This is a genomic window from Ectopseudomonas oleovorans, from assembly GCF_003052605.1.
Lineage (GTDB): Bacteria > Pseudomonadota > Gammaproteobacteria > Pseudomonadales > Pseudomonadaceae > Aquipseudomonas > Aquipseudomonas oleovorans_A.
In genome coordinates this window covers 43,578-60,237 of record NZ_QASO01000032.1, presented here as the reverse complement: position 1 = coordinate 60,237, position 16,660 = coordinate 43,578, and the positions used below count along the sequence as shown (strand labels likewise).

The 16,660-nt window shown below is 63.7% G+C and carries 19 protein-coding genes; 2 read left to right on the top strand and 17 right to left on the bottom strand.

Features of this window, described 5'->3' with window-relative positions; genetic code table 11:
- Positions 1–15 precede the first annotated feature (15 nt).
- From DBO86_RS05660 to DBO86_RS05625, 8 genes are all read right to left on the bottom strand, one after another.
- A complete protein-coding gene (locus DBO86_RS05660; protein ID WP_208630369.1) occupies positions 16–927 on the bottom strand; it encodes a DMT family transporter in 912 nt (303 codons plus the stop codon).
- A gap of 24 nt (positions 928–951) precedes the next feature.
- Positions 952–2,205 (bottom strand): MFS transporter, encoded by a 1,254-nt coding sequence (locus DBO86_RS05655; RefSeq protein ID WP_052165877.1) that lies wholly within the window; start codon positions 2,203–2,205, stop codon positions 952–954.
- Positions 2,202–3,245: an alcohol dehydrogenase gene (locus DBO86_RS05650; protein ID WP_029043633.1), complete on the bottom strand. Its 1,044-nt coding sequence runs from the start codon at positions 3,243–3,245 to the stop codon at positions 2,202–2,204. Before DBO86_RS05650 ends, DBO86_RS05655 begins: the two co-directional genes overlap by 4 nt.
- Positions 3,246–3,400: 155 nt before the next feature.
- Positions 3,401–4,153: an SDR family oxidoreductase gene (locus DBO86_RS05645; RefSeq protein WP_020203117.1), complete on the bottom strand. Its 753-nt coding sequence runs from the start codon at positions 4,151–4,153 to the stop codon at positions 3,401–3,403.
- Entirely contained in the window at positions 4,150–5,313 is a 1,164-nt protein-coding gene (locus DBO86_RS05640) for a flavin monoamine oxidase family protein (RefSeq protein WP_108233172.1), read from the bottom strand. Before DBO86_RS05640 ends, DBO86_RS05645 begins: the two co-directional genes overlap by 4 nt.
- On the bottom strand, positions 5,310–5,978 hold the full coding sequence (locus tag DBO86_RS05635; protein ID WP_029043634.1) for a cupin domain-containing protein: 669 nt from the start codon (positions 5,976–5,978) through the stop codon (positions 5,310–5,312). The genes DBO86_RS05640 and DBO86_RS05635 overlap by 4 nt, the downstream gene beginning before the upstream one ends.
- 71 nt (positions 5,979–6,049) lie before the next feature.
- Complete coding sequence (locus DBO86_RS05630; RefSeq protein ID WP_200866190.1) at positions 6,050–6,391, bottom strand: carboxymuconolactone decarboxylase family protein; 342 nt, start codon at positions 6,389–6,391, stop codon at positions 6,050–6,052.
- A gap of 101 nt (positions 6,392–6,492) precedes the next feature.
- Positions 6,493–7,266: an SDR family NAD(P)-dependent oxidoreductase gene (locus tag DBO86_RS05625; protein ID WP_020203121.1), complete on the bottom strand. Its 774-nt coding sequence runs from the start codon at positions 7,264–7,266 to the stop codon at positions 6,493–6,495.
- A 197-nt stretch (positions 7,267–7,463) separates the two neighbouring features.
- Between DBO86_RS05625 and gcvA the strand changes: the two genes are divergently transcribed.
- Positions 7,464–8,399: a transcriptional regulator GcvA gene (gcvA, locus tag DBO86_RS05620; RefSeq protein ID WP_020203122.1), complete on the top strand. Its 936-nt coding sequence runs from the start codon at positions 7,464–7,466 to the stop codon at positions 8,397–8,399.
- Here the strand turns inward: gcvA and DBO86_RS05615 are convergent.
- The 9 genes from DBO86_RS05615 to DBO86_RS05565 all read right to left on the bottom strand — a co-directional run bounded on the left by DBO86_RS05615 (position 8,396) and on the right by DBO86_RS05565 (position 15,825).
- A complete protein-coding gene (locus DBO86_RS05615) occupies positions 8,396–10,387 on the bottom strand; it encodes a relaxase/mobilization nuclease and DUF3363 domain-containing protein (RefSeq protein WP_020203123.1) in 1,992 nt (663 codons plus the stop codon). The genes gcvA and DBO86_RS05615 overlap by 4 nt on opposite strands.
- A 436-nt stretch (positions 10,388–10,823) precedes the next feature.
- Entirely contained in the window at positions 10,824–11,420 is a 597-nt protein-coding gene (locus DBO86_RS05605; RefSeq protein WP_014703539.1) for a S26 family signal peptidase, read from the bottom strand.
- A complete protein-coding gene (locus DBO86_RS05600; protein ID WP_014703538.1) occupies positions 11,417–11,950 on the bottom strand; it encodes a DUF2840 domain-containing protein in 534 nt (177 codons plus the stop codon). Before DBO86_RS05600 ends, DBO86_RS05605 begins: the two co-directional genes overlap by 4 nt.
- Entirely contained in the window at positions 11,947–12,219 is a 273-nt protein-coding gene (locus DBO86_RS05595) for a hypothetical protein (protein WP_014703537.1), read from the bottom strand. Before DBO86_RS05595 ends, DBO86_RS05600 begins: the two co-directional genes overlap by 4 nt.
- Positions 12,216–12,854 carry a ParA family partition ATPase gene (gene parA / locus DBO86_RS05590; protein ID WP_014703536.1) on the bottom strand — a complete coding sequence of 213 codons (639 nt, stop codon included), beginning with the start codon at positions 12,852–12,854 and terminating at the stop codon, positions 12,216–12,218. Before parA ends, DBO86_RS05595 begins: the two co-directional genes overlap by 4 nt.
- Positions 12,855–13,095: 241 nt before the next feature.
- Positions 13,096–13,941 carry a replication initiator protein A gene (locus DBO86_RS05580; protein WP_014703534.1) on the bottom strand — a complete coding sequence of 282 codons (846 nt, stop codon included), beginning with the start codon at positions 13,939–13,941 and terminating at the stop codon, positions 13,096–13,098.
- A 26-nt stretch (positions 13,942–13,967) separates the two neighbouring features.
- Positions 13,968–14,252 carry a helix-turn-helix transcriptional regulator gene (locus DBO86_RS05575; RefSeq protein WP_014703533.1) on the bottom strand — a complete coding sequence of 95 codons (285 nt, stop codon included), beginning with the start codon at positions 14,250–14,252 and terminating at the stop codon, positions 13,968–13,970.
- Between the two features lie 111 nt (positions 14,253–14,363).
- Positions 14,364–15,131 (bottom strand): DUF2285 domain-containing protein, encoded by a 768-nt coding sequence (locus tag DBO86_RS05570; protein WP_014703532.1) that lies wholly within the window; start codon positions 15,129–15,131, stop codon positions 14,364–14,366.
- A gap of 346 nt (positions 15,132–15,477) precedes the next feature.
- A complete protein-coding gene (locus DBO86_RS05565) occupies positions 15,478–15,825 on the bottom strand; it encodes a DUF2958 domain-containing protein (RefSeq protein ID WP_014703529.1) in 348 nt (115 codons plus the stop codon).
- A gap of 264 nt (positions 15,826–16,089) precedes the next feature.
- Between DBO86_RS05565 and DBO86_RS05560 the strand changes: the two genes are divergently transcribed.
- The gene (locus DBO86_RS05560; RefSeq protein ID WP_023110657.1) at positions 16,090–16,383 is read left to right on the top strand and encodes a helix-turn-helix domain-containing protein; all 294 of its coding nucleotides are present in this window, start codon (positions 16,090–16,092) and stop codon (positions 16,381–16,383) included.
- Positions 16,384–16,660: the final 277 nt, after the last annotated feature.

Below are 16,660 nucleotides of genomic sequence, written 5' to 3'. Positions count from 1 at the left end.
TAAAAAAGATGTTTCTTAATCCTGTGTGACGACGTTACTCTGCTGCCCAGCCGTCGCTTTCATCGTGACCCAAGCCACGCCAATCAATGTGATGGATGCCGAAATCCCACTCATCCATGAGATGTTTTCACTCAGAATCAATACACCAAGGATGGCACTCAGAACGGGTACTGAAAGTTGTACTGCGCCAGCGCTGATGGCCGTCATACGCACACGCACCCAGTACCAGACTGCGTACCCGATGGCCGATGCAAGGGTGCCGGACAGCAAGGCGTAAACGGCTCCTTTGGTATCGAAGCTCAGGTGCTCATGTTGAAGCCACATCAACCCGAAGGCTAACGGCACTGCCCACAGAAAACTGCTCGCGGTACTAGCTACAGGCGAGTCCGCTGACCGCCCGATCAGCGAAAACCCTCCCCAAGCAAAACCTGCCACTGCCATCAACGCCGTAGCAGAGAGTGACGGCGCAGAGGCCGAGGGGGTAAGAAAAGCTGCTAGACCGACCAAAGCTAGAAGCACCCCAAAAATACTGGTTCGTTCTCCCTTGTAATATCCATACCCGATCATCAATAACTGTGCTGATGCAAACAATACCAACGCACCGGCACCGGTACTTATATCTCGATATGCAAAGGAGAATGAAGCTGCATAAGTAAACAGTAGAATGGCTGGCCACCATCCCGATCTGGCAAGCCTCAATGGCGCTCTCTGCAATATTAAGATTGCCAGCAGCGTGATCGCACCTGAAACGATCCTTATCACGGTGAAAGAGGTTGCGTCGATGGCTGTCGTTTGGAAAGCCAGCCGAGTTAGTAGAGAGTTAGCAGCGAAAGCCACCATTGCAAAGCAAGTTAGCAGGACAATGGGGATCAAAGATATCCTTCCCCCTGCCGAGTTCATTTCGCTCTTAGTTTGCCTTGTCTCCATATCTGTCCCCTTCCTGTTTTTAGGTTATTGCAGAGCGCGAATATTTCTTCTTTGCTTGTGCATTGCCACCGTTAGCGAAACGACTGCAATTACAAGCGGCACAAAAGACACCCAGAGCACCATATTCCAGCCGTAGGCGGACAGTAGGCCGCCGGACGAAAAGGAGCCGATGGCCATCACACCGAAGACGATGAAATCATTGAGCGATTGCACTCGTGTTTTTTCTTCTGGGCGGTGGCACTCCAGTACCAGTGCCGACGCGCCGAGAAATCCGAAATTCCACCCCAACCCCAACAAGATCAGAGAGCTAAGGAAATGGGCCTCTTCCATCCCGCCCAACCCGACAGCCGCCGACAGCCCTGTCAGCACGAGGCCTACCGCTGCTATACGCACCGCACCAAAGCGCGCAATGAGATGACCGGTAAAGAAGCTGGGGGCATACATGGCAATAACGTGCCATTGCAAACCCAGGTTGGCTGACGCCTGAGAATGCCCGCACAGATGCATTGCCAGCGGCGCTGCGGTCATCAGGAAGTTCATGAGCATGTAAGTGACCGCGCCGCATATGACCGCGGCGATGAAACGGGGCTGCAATGCGATCATTGTCAATGGCCGCCCACCCGAGACTTCTGCCGCATCTGGCTTCGGCAGTTTCACGCCAAGCAGGATCAACGCCGAAAGCGCCGCGACAGCGGCCTGCACAACAAACGTGGCAGCAAAAAGATGTGGTGGCCACCAATCCATCGTCCAGGTCACCAATTGCGGCCCGACGACGCCGGCAGCGACTCCTCCGGCCATGACGAGCGATAAGGCTCGCGCACGGCGAGACGGTGCAACGCCGTCGGCAGCAGCAAAGCGAAACGACAGCACCACCGCAGCGTAGCTCCCGCCCAGGAAAGTGCTGAGGCAAAACAACCAGAACGATCCCAGGATGACAGCGAATACCGCCAGCACGCCTGCAAGTACGCCAGCCGCTGTGCCAGCCAGGAATGCTGAGCGCCTCCCATGGTGACGTGCCAGTGCACCGACTGGAAAGATGCACGCCGCCATACCTACAACGAAGATGGAAATGGGTAATGTGGCGAGCGCAGGGGCCGGAGCAAGCTGGTTGCCAACCACTGCGCCTGTGGCGTAGACCACGACTCCATTCGCGCCCGCCAATGCTTGAGCAATCGACAGTCGCCAGATGTTTCCTCTCTGCACGCTTTCAGGCAGCAAGTCATGGGAGTTGCTGCTAGGTGACAGGTGCGGATCAGTATGGGGGGACGTATTCTTCATGCGATCTCGGTGCTGCGTTGGCCACCAACAGTCAGCACCATCCGGAACTTGACGTTGCCTGACTTCATGCGCTGATAGGCTTCATTGGCCTGCTCGAATGGCATCACTTCGATCTTGGGGCGTACCCCCGCCAGCACGCTGAAATCCAGCGTTTTTTCGTTCTCCCAGGGCGATCCGGTGATTGAGCCCAGTACGCTGCGCTCTCCCACAATTAGGTGGCCCGCAGACACAGGTAATGGATCTTTCCCTGCGCCAAGTAGCACTAGGCGGCCTTGTGGCGCCAGCCCGGCCATCAGCGGGGAGACCACGGCAGGAGCGCCAATCGTGGTGATGATGGCCTGCGCGCCTCCCATGGCTTTGAGCTTGGCCGCCGCATCCTCTTCGTTGGTGTCGATGTAGAGGTGTGCGCCCAGATCGAGCGCATCGTTGGCGATGTCACTGCCTCGTCCTACGGCCACTACGCGAAAACCCATGCGACGCGCATATTGCAACGCCATGTGGCCCAGCCCACCAATGCCCAGAATGGCGACGGTATCGCCGGCCTGCGCCCCGCACTTCTTCAAGGCATTGAACGTGGCGATCCCCGCACAAAGAATCGGAGCAGCTTCTTCCGCATGGAGTTCGTCGGGAATCGACACCAGGCCGGACGCCCGAGCAAGCATGACCTCGGCGTAGCCGCCGTCGCAGGTGGCGCCGACGAAGGGCTGGTTCTGGCATAGTTGAAAATGTCCCTGGCGACATTGCGCGCACTCCCCGCAAGGCCCACCCAGTCGGCCAACACCGACACGCTGGCCGATTTTCCAGATGGAAGGCACATGTGCTCCAAGCGCGGTGATCCGGCCCACTACCTCGTGACCGGGTACACGAGGCGGCTGCAACGTCGGATCGGCACCTTCGATGTCGCCCACGTCGGCGCCACAGATGCCGCAGGCATCAACTTCAATCAACACTTCACCCGCGCCTGGTGTTGGCGTGGGACGTTCCACCAGTTCCAGAAAGCCTGGCTGGGTGACTTGCATGGCACGGTATGTCGTTTGCATATCTGCCGCTCCTAAAAATGGTGAATAGAAAAATGCTTCAGCCCAATGCGGATGCGAGGCGGTTCAATGCCTCAACGACCACACTGAGCGGACACGCCAGTACCCCCATGGGATCCATCAACTGGCAGGCTCCATCCGCCTCTTGGTCTAATAGTTCAAAGCTGCGAGAAACCGCCATCCACGACGATCTCCGCACCCAGCATGTAGCGCGACTCGTCACTGGCCAGGAACAGCACGGCCTGCGCGATTTCCTCCGGATCGCCCATGCGGCGCGCAGGAATGCGCAGCGACATCAGCCGTTTGGTCTCGACAAGCTGCTCGGCACTAACACCTTCCAGCTCGAAGATCGGCGTGTCGATGGCACCGGGGCTCACGGCATTGACGCGGATCTTGCGATCCAGCAGTTCGCACGACCACGAGCGCGCAAACGAGCGAACAGCCGACTTGCTTGCGGCCAGAGCGGAGAATCCGCCCATGCCGACGGCATTCAGCCAGGCCGAGTTCAACACCACGGATGCGCCATCACGCAGCACAGGCGCGATGGCCTGCATGGAGAAGAACAGCCCCTTGACGTTGACGGCCATCAGTTCATCGAACCGGGCCTCGTCGGTGCTCAGCAGCGGTGTGGCGTACGCCACGCCGGCATTGCCAAAGAACACGTCCAGACCGCCCTCACCAAAAGCAGCGGCAACCTCGCGGGCCATGCGCTGCATGTCCTCGCGCGCACGAACGTCTGCCTGGATGGCCGTGACCGCACCGCCCAGGTTCTTGCGGGCCTGTTCCAGCCGCGCGGCATCGCGCCCGGTGATCGCGACCTGCGCACCTTCTCGCAGGAACAGTTCGGCAGTCGCCAGACCAATGCCGCTGGTGGCACCGGTGATCAGTGCCGTCTTGCCTTGCAGTCTCATGTCAACGCCTTGTTCAATGCAGCACGGGATACCCCCGGCGTCAGTGCCTGCACACCCAGACTTGCTGCTTCGATGGCGCCGGCGAGATAGCCCGGAAACTGCGGCGACCACTCGCTGGCGATGCCCGTGAGGCACCCTTGCCACGGTCCTGAGGTGGCTTTGGACGCAGGTGCCTGAGCATGCTGGCCCGTCGCATCGCGATCCATTGCCGTGGCGGTGCGCGGGTCTTGTGCCCAGTCCTTAATGATGTCGGCCTTGGGCGTCGCCGCGTCGGGTCCAAACATTCGGACGAACTGCTCACGGCAATGCGTGCGCATCACCTCGTCAGAAACGGTGCTGCGCACGCGCGCCGGCACACCCAGGAAACCAAACAGCGCTGCGCTGCCGCCGGGCATGGAGGCATCATGGATCTCACCCATCGGCCCGCGTGCACTGCGGCCCTCTCCCGATAACCCCTGTTCTCGCCAGAACGGGCTGTCATAGATTGCGATGTACTTGGCGTGCGGCGCCATCCACGTGGCCGTGTCGCGCCATTGCTTGGCGAGTGCCTCCGGCAACGCTGGCTCGAAGGCAATGGTGTTTTCGATCAGACGAGGCGGCAGCGCCAGCAGGACGTGCTCGGCGTGCCACGTCACGGGACGACCCGTGGCATCGACGCTTTCGACGACAACATGGTGATCGTTTTTGCGCAGGCTCTGCACCGTATGGCCGGTCAGGACACGGCCTGGATTCAATCTGCGGTGCAGCGCTTCGATAAGGCGGCCCATTCCACCCTTAAGGCGCATGGACGCCGGCGAGTTCACATAGCCACGCATGCGCACGGGAGCGTCCTGCGGCGAACGCTCGACCACCATGTCACCGGCCTCGAACTGCTCGAAGATTTCCAGGCTCAATTCTTCGATCAGGCGTCCGAGTTCGCGTTGGTAGCCGGGCCAGAACCAGGCGGGGCCAAGATCGAAACGGTCAACGGGGCTTACTTGCGCTGCTCCGTGGGAAACGACCTGTCCCGAGGCGTCGGCAGAGGCGATACGCCCACCAGATGCCTCCCGTGCTTCCAGCACCACGTAATCGGTCACGCCTTGGCGTGCCAGCAGATAGGCTGCGTACAGGCCGCTCAAGCCAGCGCCGACGATGACGATGCGTGCGGTATGCGGGCTCATGCTGCTACCACCACATCGGACAAATGGCCCGTCTTGAGGTACACAGTGGCACCTTGATCGCCAGCACGAGGCACAGCAGGTTCACCTGCCGGCAGTCGCAGCCAACTGCCTCCCTCGTAGCGCGTCCCCTCCAGCATCACGGTGCCTGATACGACCAGGATTTCCGCACCGTCCTGCGATGCTTCGAGAATCTTTTCGCCTGGCTCCAGGCGCTGCAAGCTGACCTGCTCGCCCTCAGTCGCGAACAACGGGCACACCTCACGCGCACCTTCGCGGCGCCAATTGGCCAAGTCTCGCGTGTCAATGCGGACGCTGCGCGTCTCGTTATCCGGCATCTGCTGGAGCTTGACGAAAATGACTGCGCCCTCGGCACTGTAGGGCTGATGGCTGGAGCCGGGCGGGTTGCGCAGATACCAGCCTGCCGGGTAATGTCGGTCTCCTTCGGAGAAGGTTCCTGACAGCACCAGGATTTCCTCGCCACCCGGATGCGGGTGCGCGGGAAAGTAGGATTCGGGTGCATACCGCACGATGCTGGTGGCACGGGCCTTCTCCGCGCCCACGCGATCCAGCATCACCCGCTCGACGCCTCCTTGGGGAGATGCGACCCATTGGTAATTGCCGGATGTCACGATGGCGCGACGGGTGAAATCAGCATTGATCAGCATGATGTTTATCCAAACGGGGGACAGCGGCATGGCTCGTCCAGGCGATGGCAGCCATCCCCGGTCAATACGGCTTATTTGGCGGGCAGTTGCTGGTAGGCCTCGACAACACGTGCCGAGTAGGTCAGCGCAGCACCCGCGTTCAACGCGATGGCAACACCCAGGGCTTCGGTGATTTCTTCGAAGGTGGCACCGTGTTCTACCGCCTTCTTGGTGTGCACGGAGATGCAGCCGTCGCAGCGGGTGGTGATGGCCACCGCCAGTGCGATCAACTCGTGCATCTTGGGTTCCAGATGGCCGGTCTTGACGGCTGCGTTGTCGATCGTCATCAGGCCGCGCATCACGTCCGGGCTTTGTTTGGCGTAGTCGCCCACGCGCTCCAGTAGGGAGTCGCGGTAGGCATTCCAGTCTTGCATCATGGTGGTTCTCTCTGTAAGGAAGTTGGCGCCGGGCGTTGACTACGCCCAGCGGAGGTTTTAGTAAGAGGCTCCTGGCATCGGAGCCTGCACGAGATACATCAGTTGCGGCCAGCCATCACGCCGCCATCGACATCCCAAACGGCGCCGGTGACCCAGCCCGCCTTGTCCGATAGCAGGAAGGCGACCACTTCCGCCACATCCTGCGGCGTGCCTACGCGGCCGATCGGGTGAAAGCTGTTGAACCCTTGCAACGCGCTGTGAACTTCGGCCTTGGGAATGAAGCCTTCGTAGATCGGGGTCTGCACCACGGCAGGCGACACCGCGTTGACACGGATGTTCTTGCCGGCCAGTTCCATGGCCAGATGCTGGGTCAGAGAATGCAGGCCGGCCTTGGCCATGGAGTACGCCGAGGACGGCGTGGCCGCGATTGCCTGCTTGCCCCACATCGAACCGATGTTCACAATCGCGCCCGGGCGGTTCTTGGCAACCAGATTGGCGGCCACCTTCTGCGTGATGAAGAAGGTGGCTTTGTTCAGTTGCATGTACTGGTCGTAGTCCGCGCCCGAATGCTCCAGGAACGGCTTGGGGAAGAACACGCCAGCGGCATTGACCAGCAAGTCGATGTCCGCGTGCTGCTCGTCCAAGGTCTTGATCAGCGAAGCCACGGCCTCGTCATTGGTCAGGTCTGAGGTCAGTGCCCAGACTTGACCCAGCGCAGCAAGCTCCTTGCGCGCTTCTTCGGTCTTCTCCGGACGGTTGCCCACGATGACGACGCTGCCGCCGTCGGCCAGCACGGTGCGTGCGATCTGCATGCCCATGCCGCTGGTGCCGCCGACGACCAGCAGCTTCTTGCCCTTGAATTGATTGCTCATCTTGAAATCCTCTCTGTTGGCCCGCCGCTCGGCGGGGGGTGAATAGAAGAAAAACTGTTGATTCCGAAGGTGGCAGCATTGCCGCACCTTCCACCTCCGTATGAAGGCTTCTCTGGAATAAGCGTTATTGTTCTCCTGTTCCCAAAGCCCGACAAACCATATAAAGTGTCAGTTATTGAAAGAAAAACTTTATCGAAATGAAGTCACCCGTCCACCTGAATGCCTTGCGCGCCTTCGAGGCCAGCGCCCGCCACCAGAGCTTTTCTGCGGCGGCGGCCGAACTCAACGTCACGCCAGCAGCGGTAGGCCAACTCGTACGCACGCTGGAAGACTGGCTGGGGACGCCCCTGTTCGTGCGGGGCAGCAGTGGCCGTGCGCGGCTCCTTCCCACGGAGGCTGCCGAGCGGGCACTGCCCGATATCCGCGCCGGGTTTGATCGGCTCACCCTGGGGATGGAGAGACTTCAGGAGGGTGCGTCAAACGGCGTGCTGACCGTGGCCGTCAGCCCAGCCTTCGCCGCAAAATGGCTATTGCCCCGTATCGACCGCTTCCAGGCCGTCTGCGCCGACACGGATGTGCGCCTGGACACCAACCTCAAGCCAGTGGATTTCGTGGCTCAGCGGGTTGATATCGGGGTGCGATATGGCGCCGGCCAATGGCCGGGGTTGACCGCCGATAAGCTGATGGATGAAGAGGTTTATCCGGTGTGCTCGCCCCAACTGCTGCGTGAGCATTGGCGCTTGCAAAAGCCTGCGGACCTGGCCCAGGAAACCCTGATCCACGATTTGTCCATGGACCGACACACAGCGTTCCCAAGTTGGGAAGCCTGGATGAAGAAAGCCGGTGTGAAGGATGCCATTACCCAACGGGGCATGCAGATCAACAACTCTGCTGCGGTCCTGCAGGCGGCGATCGAGGGGCATGGCGTAGCGCTGGCGCGCAGCGTCATGGCTCGTGACGACTTGGCAAGCGGACGTCTGGTAAGACTATTTCCAGACATCAACTTTGCTTCTGCACTGGCGTACTACGTTGTGTATCGACCGGAATGTGCGAGCTTGCGCAAACTGACTACCTTTCGGGATTGGTTGCTAGCAGAAGCCGCCCATTCCCAAGCGGAGAATGGTGGGCTTTAAATCCCAGGCCCTAATCTCCGGCCAACCTCCCATGACACACCACTACCGCGCATCGTCGCGGAAAGCTGCTGCCCCAATCGCTGTTCGATCACCGGACGCCACGGCACAAGCGAGAAGCCTATGCCGTCATCAAGCATCGCGTAATGCCCACTGGCGAGCATGACGCTGCGCCGGTAGATGCCGGCGACGCGCTGGCCGTCTGCCACAGGTCGATTTTCCAGGCCGGTGTCGGCGGCAATGTCCTTGGCGGCTTGCGCCAGTTCCCGATTGCGCAGCGTGCCCAGCAGGTTCCGGGCGAGGATCACACGCTGCCCGCGCCGCTCGGCCAACCCCTGTTCGGCCAGAAAGTCGGCGCGCTGTTGCAGGGTGTTCTTGACCTCGCCACCAAACCCCAGGTCACCCAGGCCCTTGCCGCCGCTGATCAACTGCTGATCCAGCCAGGTCGCGCCAATCACCCGCGCCTGCCGCTCGATCGGAAGGTGCGATTTCAACTCCACCGCCACACCGCCCAGCCGTTGCGCGTCGTACTGGCGGCCACGCTCGGCCAGGTCGTCCGGAACCTTCCATAAGCCTTCGGCCACGCGCTCCACGATGCCGGCCCGACCCAGGGCTTCCAGTCGTCGGACATGGGCCGCGACGACTTCCTGCGGGTCTCGGTCGGGCTTGCCCCGGCCCTGCTCGATCGCCAGGTGATGATCGGCGCGATACAGGCCATCGCTCGCCAGCGCGGCGATGTTCTTGTCGGCCGCCCGCACCTCGGCGGAACCGCGTACCTCCACCACCGCGCCAGCGGGATAGTTCGCCAACTCGTCGCGGGCGTTCAGCGCGACGTAGTGAGCCTTGCCGTCCACCCCGTCGATGACCAGATAGCCGCGGTCGCGCAGTTCGTCGGCCAGCCCCTTGGCAGCGATGCGGCCAACGATGGTACGGCCTTCGTCACCCGCCTCGAACACCGCCAGTTCGCGCGGCTGGCCGCTCATGGCCCGCTGCATCGTTCGGATAATGTCGCCACGCTCGCCCAGGGCGCGCAAGGTCTTCTCGGCATCGGCATGGACGGCCCAGGTGCCGGGCTGCGTCTCGTCGGCCAGGCCCAGGCGCTGCAAGCGTTGCAGGCGGCCGATCAGCAGCAGGCGTTGGCGTTGCAACCGGGGTTCATTGAAGCGTTCGATCTGCACCCGGCCAGCCTCGCCGGCTTCGCGTTGCAATGTGCGATCGAGGCTCGTCCACCGCTCCTGTTCCACCTCGCGCTGCAAGGTCTGCTGGATCTCCAATTCGGTGCGCGGGCCGAGCCATTCCGTCGCCAGTTCGGCGGCGCGATGGCGGAAGCCGTGGGCGATGTAGTCGCCCGCGATGATGAGGTCTTTGCCGGTGTCGTCGCGCCCGCGCACGATCAGGTGGGTGTGCGGGTTGTCGGTATTCCAGTGATCGACCGCCACCCAATCCAGCCGCGTGCCGAGGTCGGCTTCCATCCGGTTCACCAGATGCCGGGTGTAGGTGCGCAGCTCTTGAAGCTCGGCACCGTCCTCCGGGGAGACGATGAAGCGGAAATGGTGCCGGTCATCGGCGCTGCGCTCATTGAAGGCGTCGAGGTCGGCATCGTCGGTCTGCGGCCCATAGGCGCAGCCCGGCGCGCCATCGCGGCCAGCGCCGTCGCGCTCGATGTAACGCAGGTGTTTCGTCAGCGACTGCGGGCTGGCGTTGCGTTGATTGACTAGCAGAGTCTTGATGGTCACGCGCCGCGACATGTGCGTGAGCTTCGCCCCGGCGAAGCGTGCCGCCGTGTGGCCGCGCCCAAGCCGTGAGCCGGGCCGCTGGCCTGCCCGTGCGCCGCTGCCATTGCTTGCGGAGTGGCGCATCGAGGATTTGCCGCCGCTAGCCTTGCCGACCTGCTTGAGCACCTTGGAAACGAAACTCTGGCCCTGGCCCTTGCCCCGGTTCTTCGGGGCGCTGGGACGCACGCGGAAATCGTCGTCGCGGCGGTCGGTCATGGCTGAGCTCCCTGCAAGCTCTGGTGTGTCCTATCGTGCGAAGCACGCGGACATGCCTGCATTGGCGCGACCTTCGCGCCCCAAGCGGCACGGTGGCGAAGCCGCTCCGTGCCGCGCGCCCCCCATGTGCAGACTGGCTTTCGACGCGGCCCGGTGCCGCGTCCTTTTGTCTTGCCTTCCGCCTTTGCCCCTCGCTGGCGCTCCGGGCAGCGGCGGCCCGGCGGCGCTGCTGCGTAAGCAGCCAGCGCACCGGCGAACGCGGACACGGCCGCAGGCCGGGCGCGTTCGAGGCAAGACGCCTGCACATGGGAAGGCAGCGCGAAGTGCAGCGCGGATGCGCTCGCACTGCACGCGCGACGACACGCGGAAAGCCACTGGATCGGCATGCCCGATGGCACGACAAGATGCACGGCAACGTACAGCGAGTCGGCGGCCATCATGGGCGAGCCTCCAGCCAGACCGGATGCGCGACGCCGATCACGGCGGATGCGCTGACCGGCCCGAAATACCGGCTGTCGAACGATGCCGGATTCGTCACGCTCAACAGGAGCAGCTCGCCCGGGTCGAGGCGTCGGCAAAGCTGCAAGGACGGCAGCGGCCGGCCCAGCCGGTCGGCAGGCAACGCGGCGGCCACCGGCACGCCGTCGATGCGTACCTGACCGGCGACGATGCAAACGTGTTGCGGCGCGACCGCGCCCACACGTTTGAGCAGCTGAACGCGCGTCGGCAGGTAGCCGCGCTGCGCAGCCAGCGCGGCGGCCCTGGCGGGCAGCGGCACCAGCACGATGCTGTCTACGGACGGCGGACGTGGCAGCGAGGCGGCGCGTGGGTCGAACGGATCGACGCGATACCAGCCAACCGCCACGCTATCTGACGGGTTGTAGATCAGGCGCGGCAGCGGCTGCACGAAGGACGCCCAGGCCAGCGCAGCGAGGCTGCAGGCGGACAGGCTCGCCAGTACGAGGCGAGCGCGCAAACGTGCGCGGGGCGAGCGAGGACGCGGCGCGGCGGCGACAGTAGAAACGGTGGTCATGGCTGTGCCCTCCCGGTCAGCCAGGCGGCGTGCCGCTCGGCGGTGTATTCGGGCAGCGGCAGGCGCGCGGCGAGCCGGTTGGCGAGCGTGCGCCAGTACGCGGGCGAGACGGCGACGGGCGCGATGCCCAGCGCCTCGATGGCGTCGATGCGTTCCAGCACGGCGCGCACCTGGTTCTCGCCTTCGGCGTGCAGCAGCAGGCGCGCGCCCGGCCGCACGCCGGGGATGCGCTGCGCCGCGTCCAGCGGCGTGCAAGCCTGCATCACCATGAGCTGCCAGCGGATCGTGCCGTAGTCGTTGGCTTGCCAACGGACACGGCACAGAACCGCGTTCGGCAGGAACACGGCGCTGCGCCGCCAGCGGTCGAGCCGGACGATGCGCGCAGGCTCACCGAAGCGCAGATAGAGGTCGAAATGCTGGTCGATGTAGGCCAGCGCCACGCGCGTCAGCGGCGCGCTGGCTGGCTGGCCGGTAGGTGCTGTGAGCGCAGCCGTGGCCGCGCCAGCGGCCGGCGAAGCGGATATGTTCATGGGGTGCTCTCCCTGCGGCTCTCTGGAAACTCGCGCTCCAGCAGGCCGCGCAGCAGGTCGGCCACGGTCACGCCTTGCGTGAAGGCCGACACCTTGATGCGCGCCCGCATGGCGGGCGTGATGTCGAGAGTGAGGCGAGCCGTGTAGAGGTCGCCCTTGCCCAGCGCATCGGCATCACCTTGGCGAATCCACGCCTCGGCGTGTGGATTCGCGGGCGGACGCGCGCCGATGCCGACACGCTTGGCGCGTGGTGGCGGCTTCGCTGTCATGACGGCCACCGCAGCAGTTCATCGACCAGCGCGGTGATTTCACGCGCGGCCGCGCTGTCCGGCGCCGTCTCGCGTGCAAGCCGACCAGCGGCCACGCTGTCGGCGAACACGACGCGCTGATGCACTTCCGCGCGCAGCGCAGGAAGCGGCTGGTCGGCAAGCGCCTGGCGCGCTTCGCGCCCGATCACGGTGGTACTGACACGCCGATTGATGATGAAGGCCGCGCGCAGCGCAGGCCGGAACACCTGCGCCTCGCGGATCAGCGCCACCATCTCGGCGCTGGCCCACAGGTCGTAGGGACTCGGCTGCACCGGGATCAGCACGCGCTCGGCCGCCAGCAGCGCGGAGCGCGCCAAGGCGGCGATGCGCGGCGGGCCGTCGATGACGACGTGATCTGCTCGCCTGGCGAGTTCTGGTGCCTCTTGGTGCAGCGTTTCGCGTGCGAGGCCCACGGCGCTGAACAGCCGTGGCAAGCCTTGCTGGCTTCTGCGCTGCGTCCAGTCCAGTGAGGAACCCTGCGGGTCGGCATCCAGCAGCACGACGTGCTGGCCGCGCATCGCCAGCTCGCCGGCGATGTGCGTGGCGAGCGTGGTCTTGCCTACGCCGCCTTTCTGATTGAGAAGCGCGACGATCATGGCGCGGCCCTCCCTGCCGGAAAGCCGGCCTGGCCGTGCCGCTGGGTGGTTTTCCACCGAAACGGCGCGCTTCTACTAAAAGTTATGTATTTCTTGTTAGGTAAGTTAGAGGGGGCGCAAACCCGCGCCGTTATTGGCTTTACGGCGTTTTCGTACTCCTGATAGCACGATAGGCGTACTCCTGATAGCACGATACCCGGTACTCCTGATAGCACGAGGCCGTCCACAAGTTTTCCCCGAGTTATCCCCGTGCCGTATGCAGCACTGGCCGGAAGGTCAGCAGTTCCGTTCCATCGTCCGGCATCCGCTCGATGTCCAGGACGTAGCCGGGCAGCGACTGCCGCGCCACCAGGGCGCGCAAGTCGTAGGCAAAATCGGAGAAGCGCGCCGCGCTGCCCGATTTGCGGTAGAGGTGCCGGAAATCGAATTGCCAGCCGTGTTCCTGCCGTCCGCCGTGCTTGCGCACCAGGCGATACAGCCAGCGTTCGATGCCGCCCTTCAAGCGGAAATAGGCCGGGTCGATGGTCAGCACCAAGGCGGCATCGAGCACGCCCGCATAGAACCAATCGGGCAAGATCAGCTCGATGCCCAGCGGCACGCCGCTGGCGTCGGCCAGTTCCTTCCACTCGTTGATCCACGAGAAGCGATGCAAGCGCCTTCCCGTGGTTTCGCGGATGGACGTGGCCACCGTGGTCGATTGCAAGCGATCCAGCGCGGCTTTCAGGCGCTGGTAGTCGTTGAGCGATGTGCCGCGCCCGATGAAGCGCAGGATTTCGTAGGGCGTGGCGCGTATCCAGCGCGACGGGCGGATGCCCGCGTCGCGCGCCTCCGCGATCTGCGAAGCGGCCCATATCAGCACGTCGGCATCCCATATCGTTGCGATGCCGTGCTCCTGCGTGCCCTCCACGCGGATGGTGATGCCGCCTGCGCGAAAGTCGATCGGCGCGGTGCGCCGCGACTTCGCCAGCGAGAAGAACGGAAAGGCCATCAAGTCCTGGCTGTCGCGTGGTGCCATGTCGCCCGGCAGCGCCCGGAACAGGTCGAGCTGTTCGCGCTGCTGCAAGGCTTGCCCTGGCGGGCTGGACATGGCAAAGGCCACCCACGCACCGGCGTTCAGCGGCCATCACGGTAGTCACCCGCGTGGCGTTGGGCATATTCCGGGTCGGAAGTCGCCTCGTAGCTGCGCTGGTCGGCCCAGGCATCGAGGTCGCTTACCGCGTACATGACGCGGCGGCCGAACTTGCGGAACTTCGGCCCTCCGCCGATCACGCGCTGTTTCTCCAGCGTGCGCGGCGACAGCCGCAGGTATTCGGCGGCTTCGTCGTTGGTCAGGTAGCGTTGGGGCTGCGCGGGCGCAGCGACAGCAGCGGCGGCAGGCCGCAAGGGAGCGGGTCGCATGGGGTGTACCTCCATCAAGCCCGGCCACACCACGCGGCCGGATAGAGGCACTTTCAAGAAAGCAAGGCTTCTTGCTAAGGGACGTTCTTCAAGGGACGCGAAACGTCCCCCCTAGTGCAACGGTGGCGGAAGCTGTGCCAGGCGGCGGTAGCCGCCGCGCATCAGCGCATCGCCACGGCGCACCAGCCGCCGCACGCGAGCACGCAAGGCGCTGTCTTTGTGCCAGTCGGCTGCGACTGCATCCGCGCCGAACAGCCCTTCGGCCACCTCGCGCAAGGACGCGCCCGAGAGGGTCGCGTCGAGCGCCTGCAAGGTGTGCAGTTCCAGCACCGCGGCGGGCGTGGGCCGGGATCGAGCCGCCGCCGCAGGCGTGGCCACGGTCGCGGCGGACAGCGCATCCAGTTCGGCCGCGAGCGTGCGATAGCGCGTGCAGGGCGTGGCGCAGGCGCGGGTGGCGTAGAGGTAGGCCATGCCGTCTTCCAGGCCGGGCGCGAGTGCCAGCCGCACGCAGCAACCCGGCCAGTGCGACACCAGCACCAGGCGCTTGCCGTCGTGGATCAGTTGCTTGCGGCCAGGCACGCGCCAGAACTCGAAGGCGTCGGCATCCGGCGGCGGGTCGTCGTCTGGATAGAGCTGGATCACGCCATCGTGATCGGGGAACCAGGCTGGATGCGCATCGCGCGCATCCAGGGCCGGGTCTTCCAGCAGGCGCAAGCCCCATCGATGCGCCGTATCCGGTCGGCGGCGACGGCGCAACCAGTCGAGCCGGTAATCGGGGTTTCTACGCAGGTATTCCCAGGCCAGCGCGGGGCCGTCGAGGTGCAGCGTGTAGAGATACGCGGCGGTTGGATACCAATGCTCGGCGTTCAGATCAGCCATAACGCAACCTCCTGTCGATCAGCAGGAACGTCGCTACGGATTCCGCCGTGCGGGAGCTATCGAAACGCCATCAAGTCGTCATCGAATCAAGGTAAGCTGTAACTGCTGGTGTCAAGACAGATTCGCTCCGGAGCATTGCTGAAATCGTCTGAATGCGACGGCTGCGCCGCCGTAAAAATGGTGCGCAGCATTGAGCAACGTGCCGCATCCAGCGCCCGGCATCATGACTGTTTGCATCTGGATCGCACCGCTTCGGCGCAAGCGTGCGGATTCAGACTTGTCCGGTCTTGAACAAGACTGAAATAGTCACAATGCGTCCCGTTTGGCCCTGCTGCGCTGGCCGGTATCAGTCCGGGATCGAACCGTCTTCCTGCGCCAGCCGGACATACTCCGACAGCCTCCGCGTCGGCTGAAAGTAGCGATCGCGCATCACCGGCCGCTGACGCGGGCCGACGATGGACGCGAGATCGGACAGCCTCACCGTGCCCAGAGCGGGCATTCCGATCCCCAAGTCGATCAGGCCGTAGGCCGTATCGCCATCGGCAGGATCGAGCGAGGCCAGCAGCCATGTTGCATGCGCGTCCGGGGTGAACAGCCGCACGGCCGGCAACGGGTCGATATCCTGCCCGGCGGCGCGGGCTTGGCCGTGGGCCAGCAGCCGCGTCCGTTCTTCCTCGGTCGCAAGCGGGATCACGGCCGCGTGCCTTCCACGAATGCACGGAACCGCCGAAGCGCCTCTGTGCTTGCGCACGAATCCATAGAAGCGTAGAGGCACGAAAGCGCATTGCCGGAAGTCAGGAAAGACACGGATGCGGTTCCCTGGGTTTGAAGAAATCCGCAGATACGGATTTCCGTAAAGGCACGAAAGAGGAAAGCAGTAGCACAAAATGAACACTATAGATTGTAGCCCTATAGAGCGCAATGGGCTGTCATCTTGGTTTTTGGGGGGAAACCATAGGTGGCAGCGAAGAACTCATTGGCAGCGGCGATACGGACGGTCAGGAAAGCGCGTGGCTTGAGCCAGGAAGCGTTCTCTGACGTGTCCAGCCGCACCTACATGAGTTCGCTGGAACGCGACCTGAAAAGCCCGACCATCCACAAGCTGGCCGAGCTGTGCGAGGTCATGGACGTGCATCCGCTCACGCTGCTGACGCTGGCCTACGTCGGCGACAGCGCGCACCAGGCCGACGAGCTGCTGGCGCGCGTGCGCCAGGAGCTTGAGGCCGTGCTGAAGGAGTCGGATACGCCGTAGCGCGTCGGCGCGTAGTGCCGGATCTCCGCAAGCGAAGCGCGCAGCGCCGCAGGCGCGAAGGCGTGAGGGATTGAAGCCGATTGGCCGTGACGGCGTAGCCGGCACGGGGCGCAGCCCGAAAGCCCGGCGGCGCTTCCAGCGCCGACACGCCATCTTGTGCCTGCGGCTGCCAAGGGTTGCGAACCCTCCAGTCAGCACCCATGCGATACCGGCCCTGGTGGACGTACCCAGCGCGGAGCGACTGCCGAAACCCTATGCGTGCGGTGATGCGATGAGC

Excerpts from the sequence above, each read along its gene's own strand:
- DBO86_RS05645 (WP_020203117.1), bottom strand. The coding sequence starts at position 4,153 with ATGAGACTGCAAGGCAAGACGGCACTGATCACCGGTGCCACCAGCGGC.
- DBO86_RS05595 (WP_014703537.1), bottom strand. The coding sequence starts at position 12,219 with ATGACAGCGAAGCCGCCACCACGCGCCAAGCGTGTCGGCATCGGCGCG.
- DBO86_RS05605 (WP_014703539.1), bottom strand. The coding sequence starts at position 11,420 with ATGACCACCGTTTCTACTGTCGCCGCCGCGCCGCGTCCTCGCTCGCCC.
- DBO86_RS05650 (WP_029043633.1), bottom strand. The coding sequence starts at position 3,245 with ATGCAAACGACATACCGTGCCATGCAAGTCACCCAGCCAGGCTTTCTG.
- parA (WP_014703536.1), bottom strand. The coding sequence starts at position 12,854 with ATGATCGTCGCGCTTCTCAATCAGAAAGGCGGCGTAGGCAAGACCACG.
- DBO86_RS05580 (WP_014703534.1), bottom strand. The coding sequence starts at position 13,941 with ATGTCCAGCCCGCCAGGGCAAGCCTTGCAGCAGCGCGAACAGCTCGAC.
- DBO86_RS05570 (WP_014703532.1), bottom strand. The coding sequence starts at position 15,131 with ATGGCTGATCTGAACGCCGAGCATTGGTATCCAACCGCCGCGTATCTC.
- DBO86_RS05600 (WP_014703538.1), bottom strand. The coding sequence starts at position 11,950 with ATGAACATATCCGCTTCGCCGGCCGCTGGCGCGGCCACGGCTGCGCTC.
- gcvA (WP_020203122.1), top strand. The coding sequence starts at position 7,464 with ATGAAGTCACCCGTCCACCTGAATGCCTTGCGCGCCTTCGAGGCCAGC.
- DBO86_RS05615 (WP_020203123.1), bottom strand. The coding sequence starts at position 10,387 with ATGACCGACCGCCGCGACGACGATTTCCGCGTGCGTCCCAGCGCCCCG.
- DBO86_RS05655 (WP_052165877.1), bottom strand. The coding sequence starts at position 2,205 with ATGAAGAATACGTCCCCCCATACTGATCCGCACCTGTCACCTAGCAGC.
- DBO86_RS05630 (WP_200866190.1), bottom strand. The coding sequence starts at position 6,391 with ATGCAAGACTGGAATGCCTACCGCGACTCCCTACTGGAGCGCGTGGGC.
- DBO86_RS05660 (WP_208630369.1), bottom strand. The coding sequence starts at position 927 with ATGGAGACAAGGCAAACTAAGAGCGAAATGAACTCGGCAGGGGGAAGG.
- DBO86_RS05635 (WP_029043634.1), bottom strand. The coding sequence starts at position 5,978 with ATGCTGATCAATGCTGATTTCACCCGTCGCGCCATCGTGACATCCGGC.
- DBO86_RS05640 (WP_108233172.1), bottom strand. The coding sequence starts at position 5,313 with ATGAGCCCGCATACCGCACGCATCGTCATCGTCGGCGCTGGCTTGAGC.
- DBO86_RS05575 (WP_014703533.1), bottom strand. The coding sequence starts at position 14,252 with ATGCGACCCGCTCCCTTGCGGCCTGCCGCCGCTGCTGTCGCTGCGCCC.
- DBO86_RS05625 (WP_020203121.1), bottom strand. The coding sequence starts at position 7,266 with ATGAGCAATCAATTCAAGGGCAAGAAGCTGCTGGTCGTCGGCGGCACC.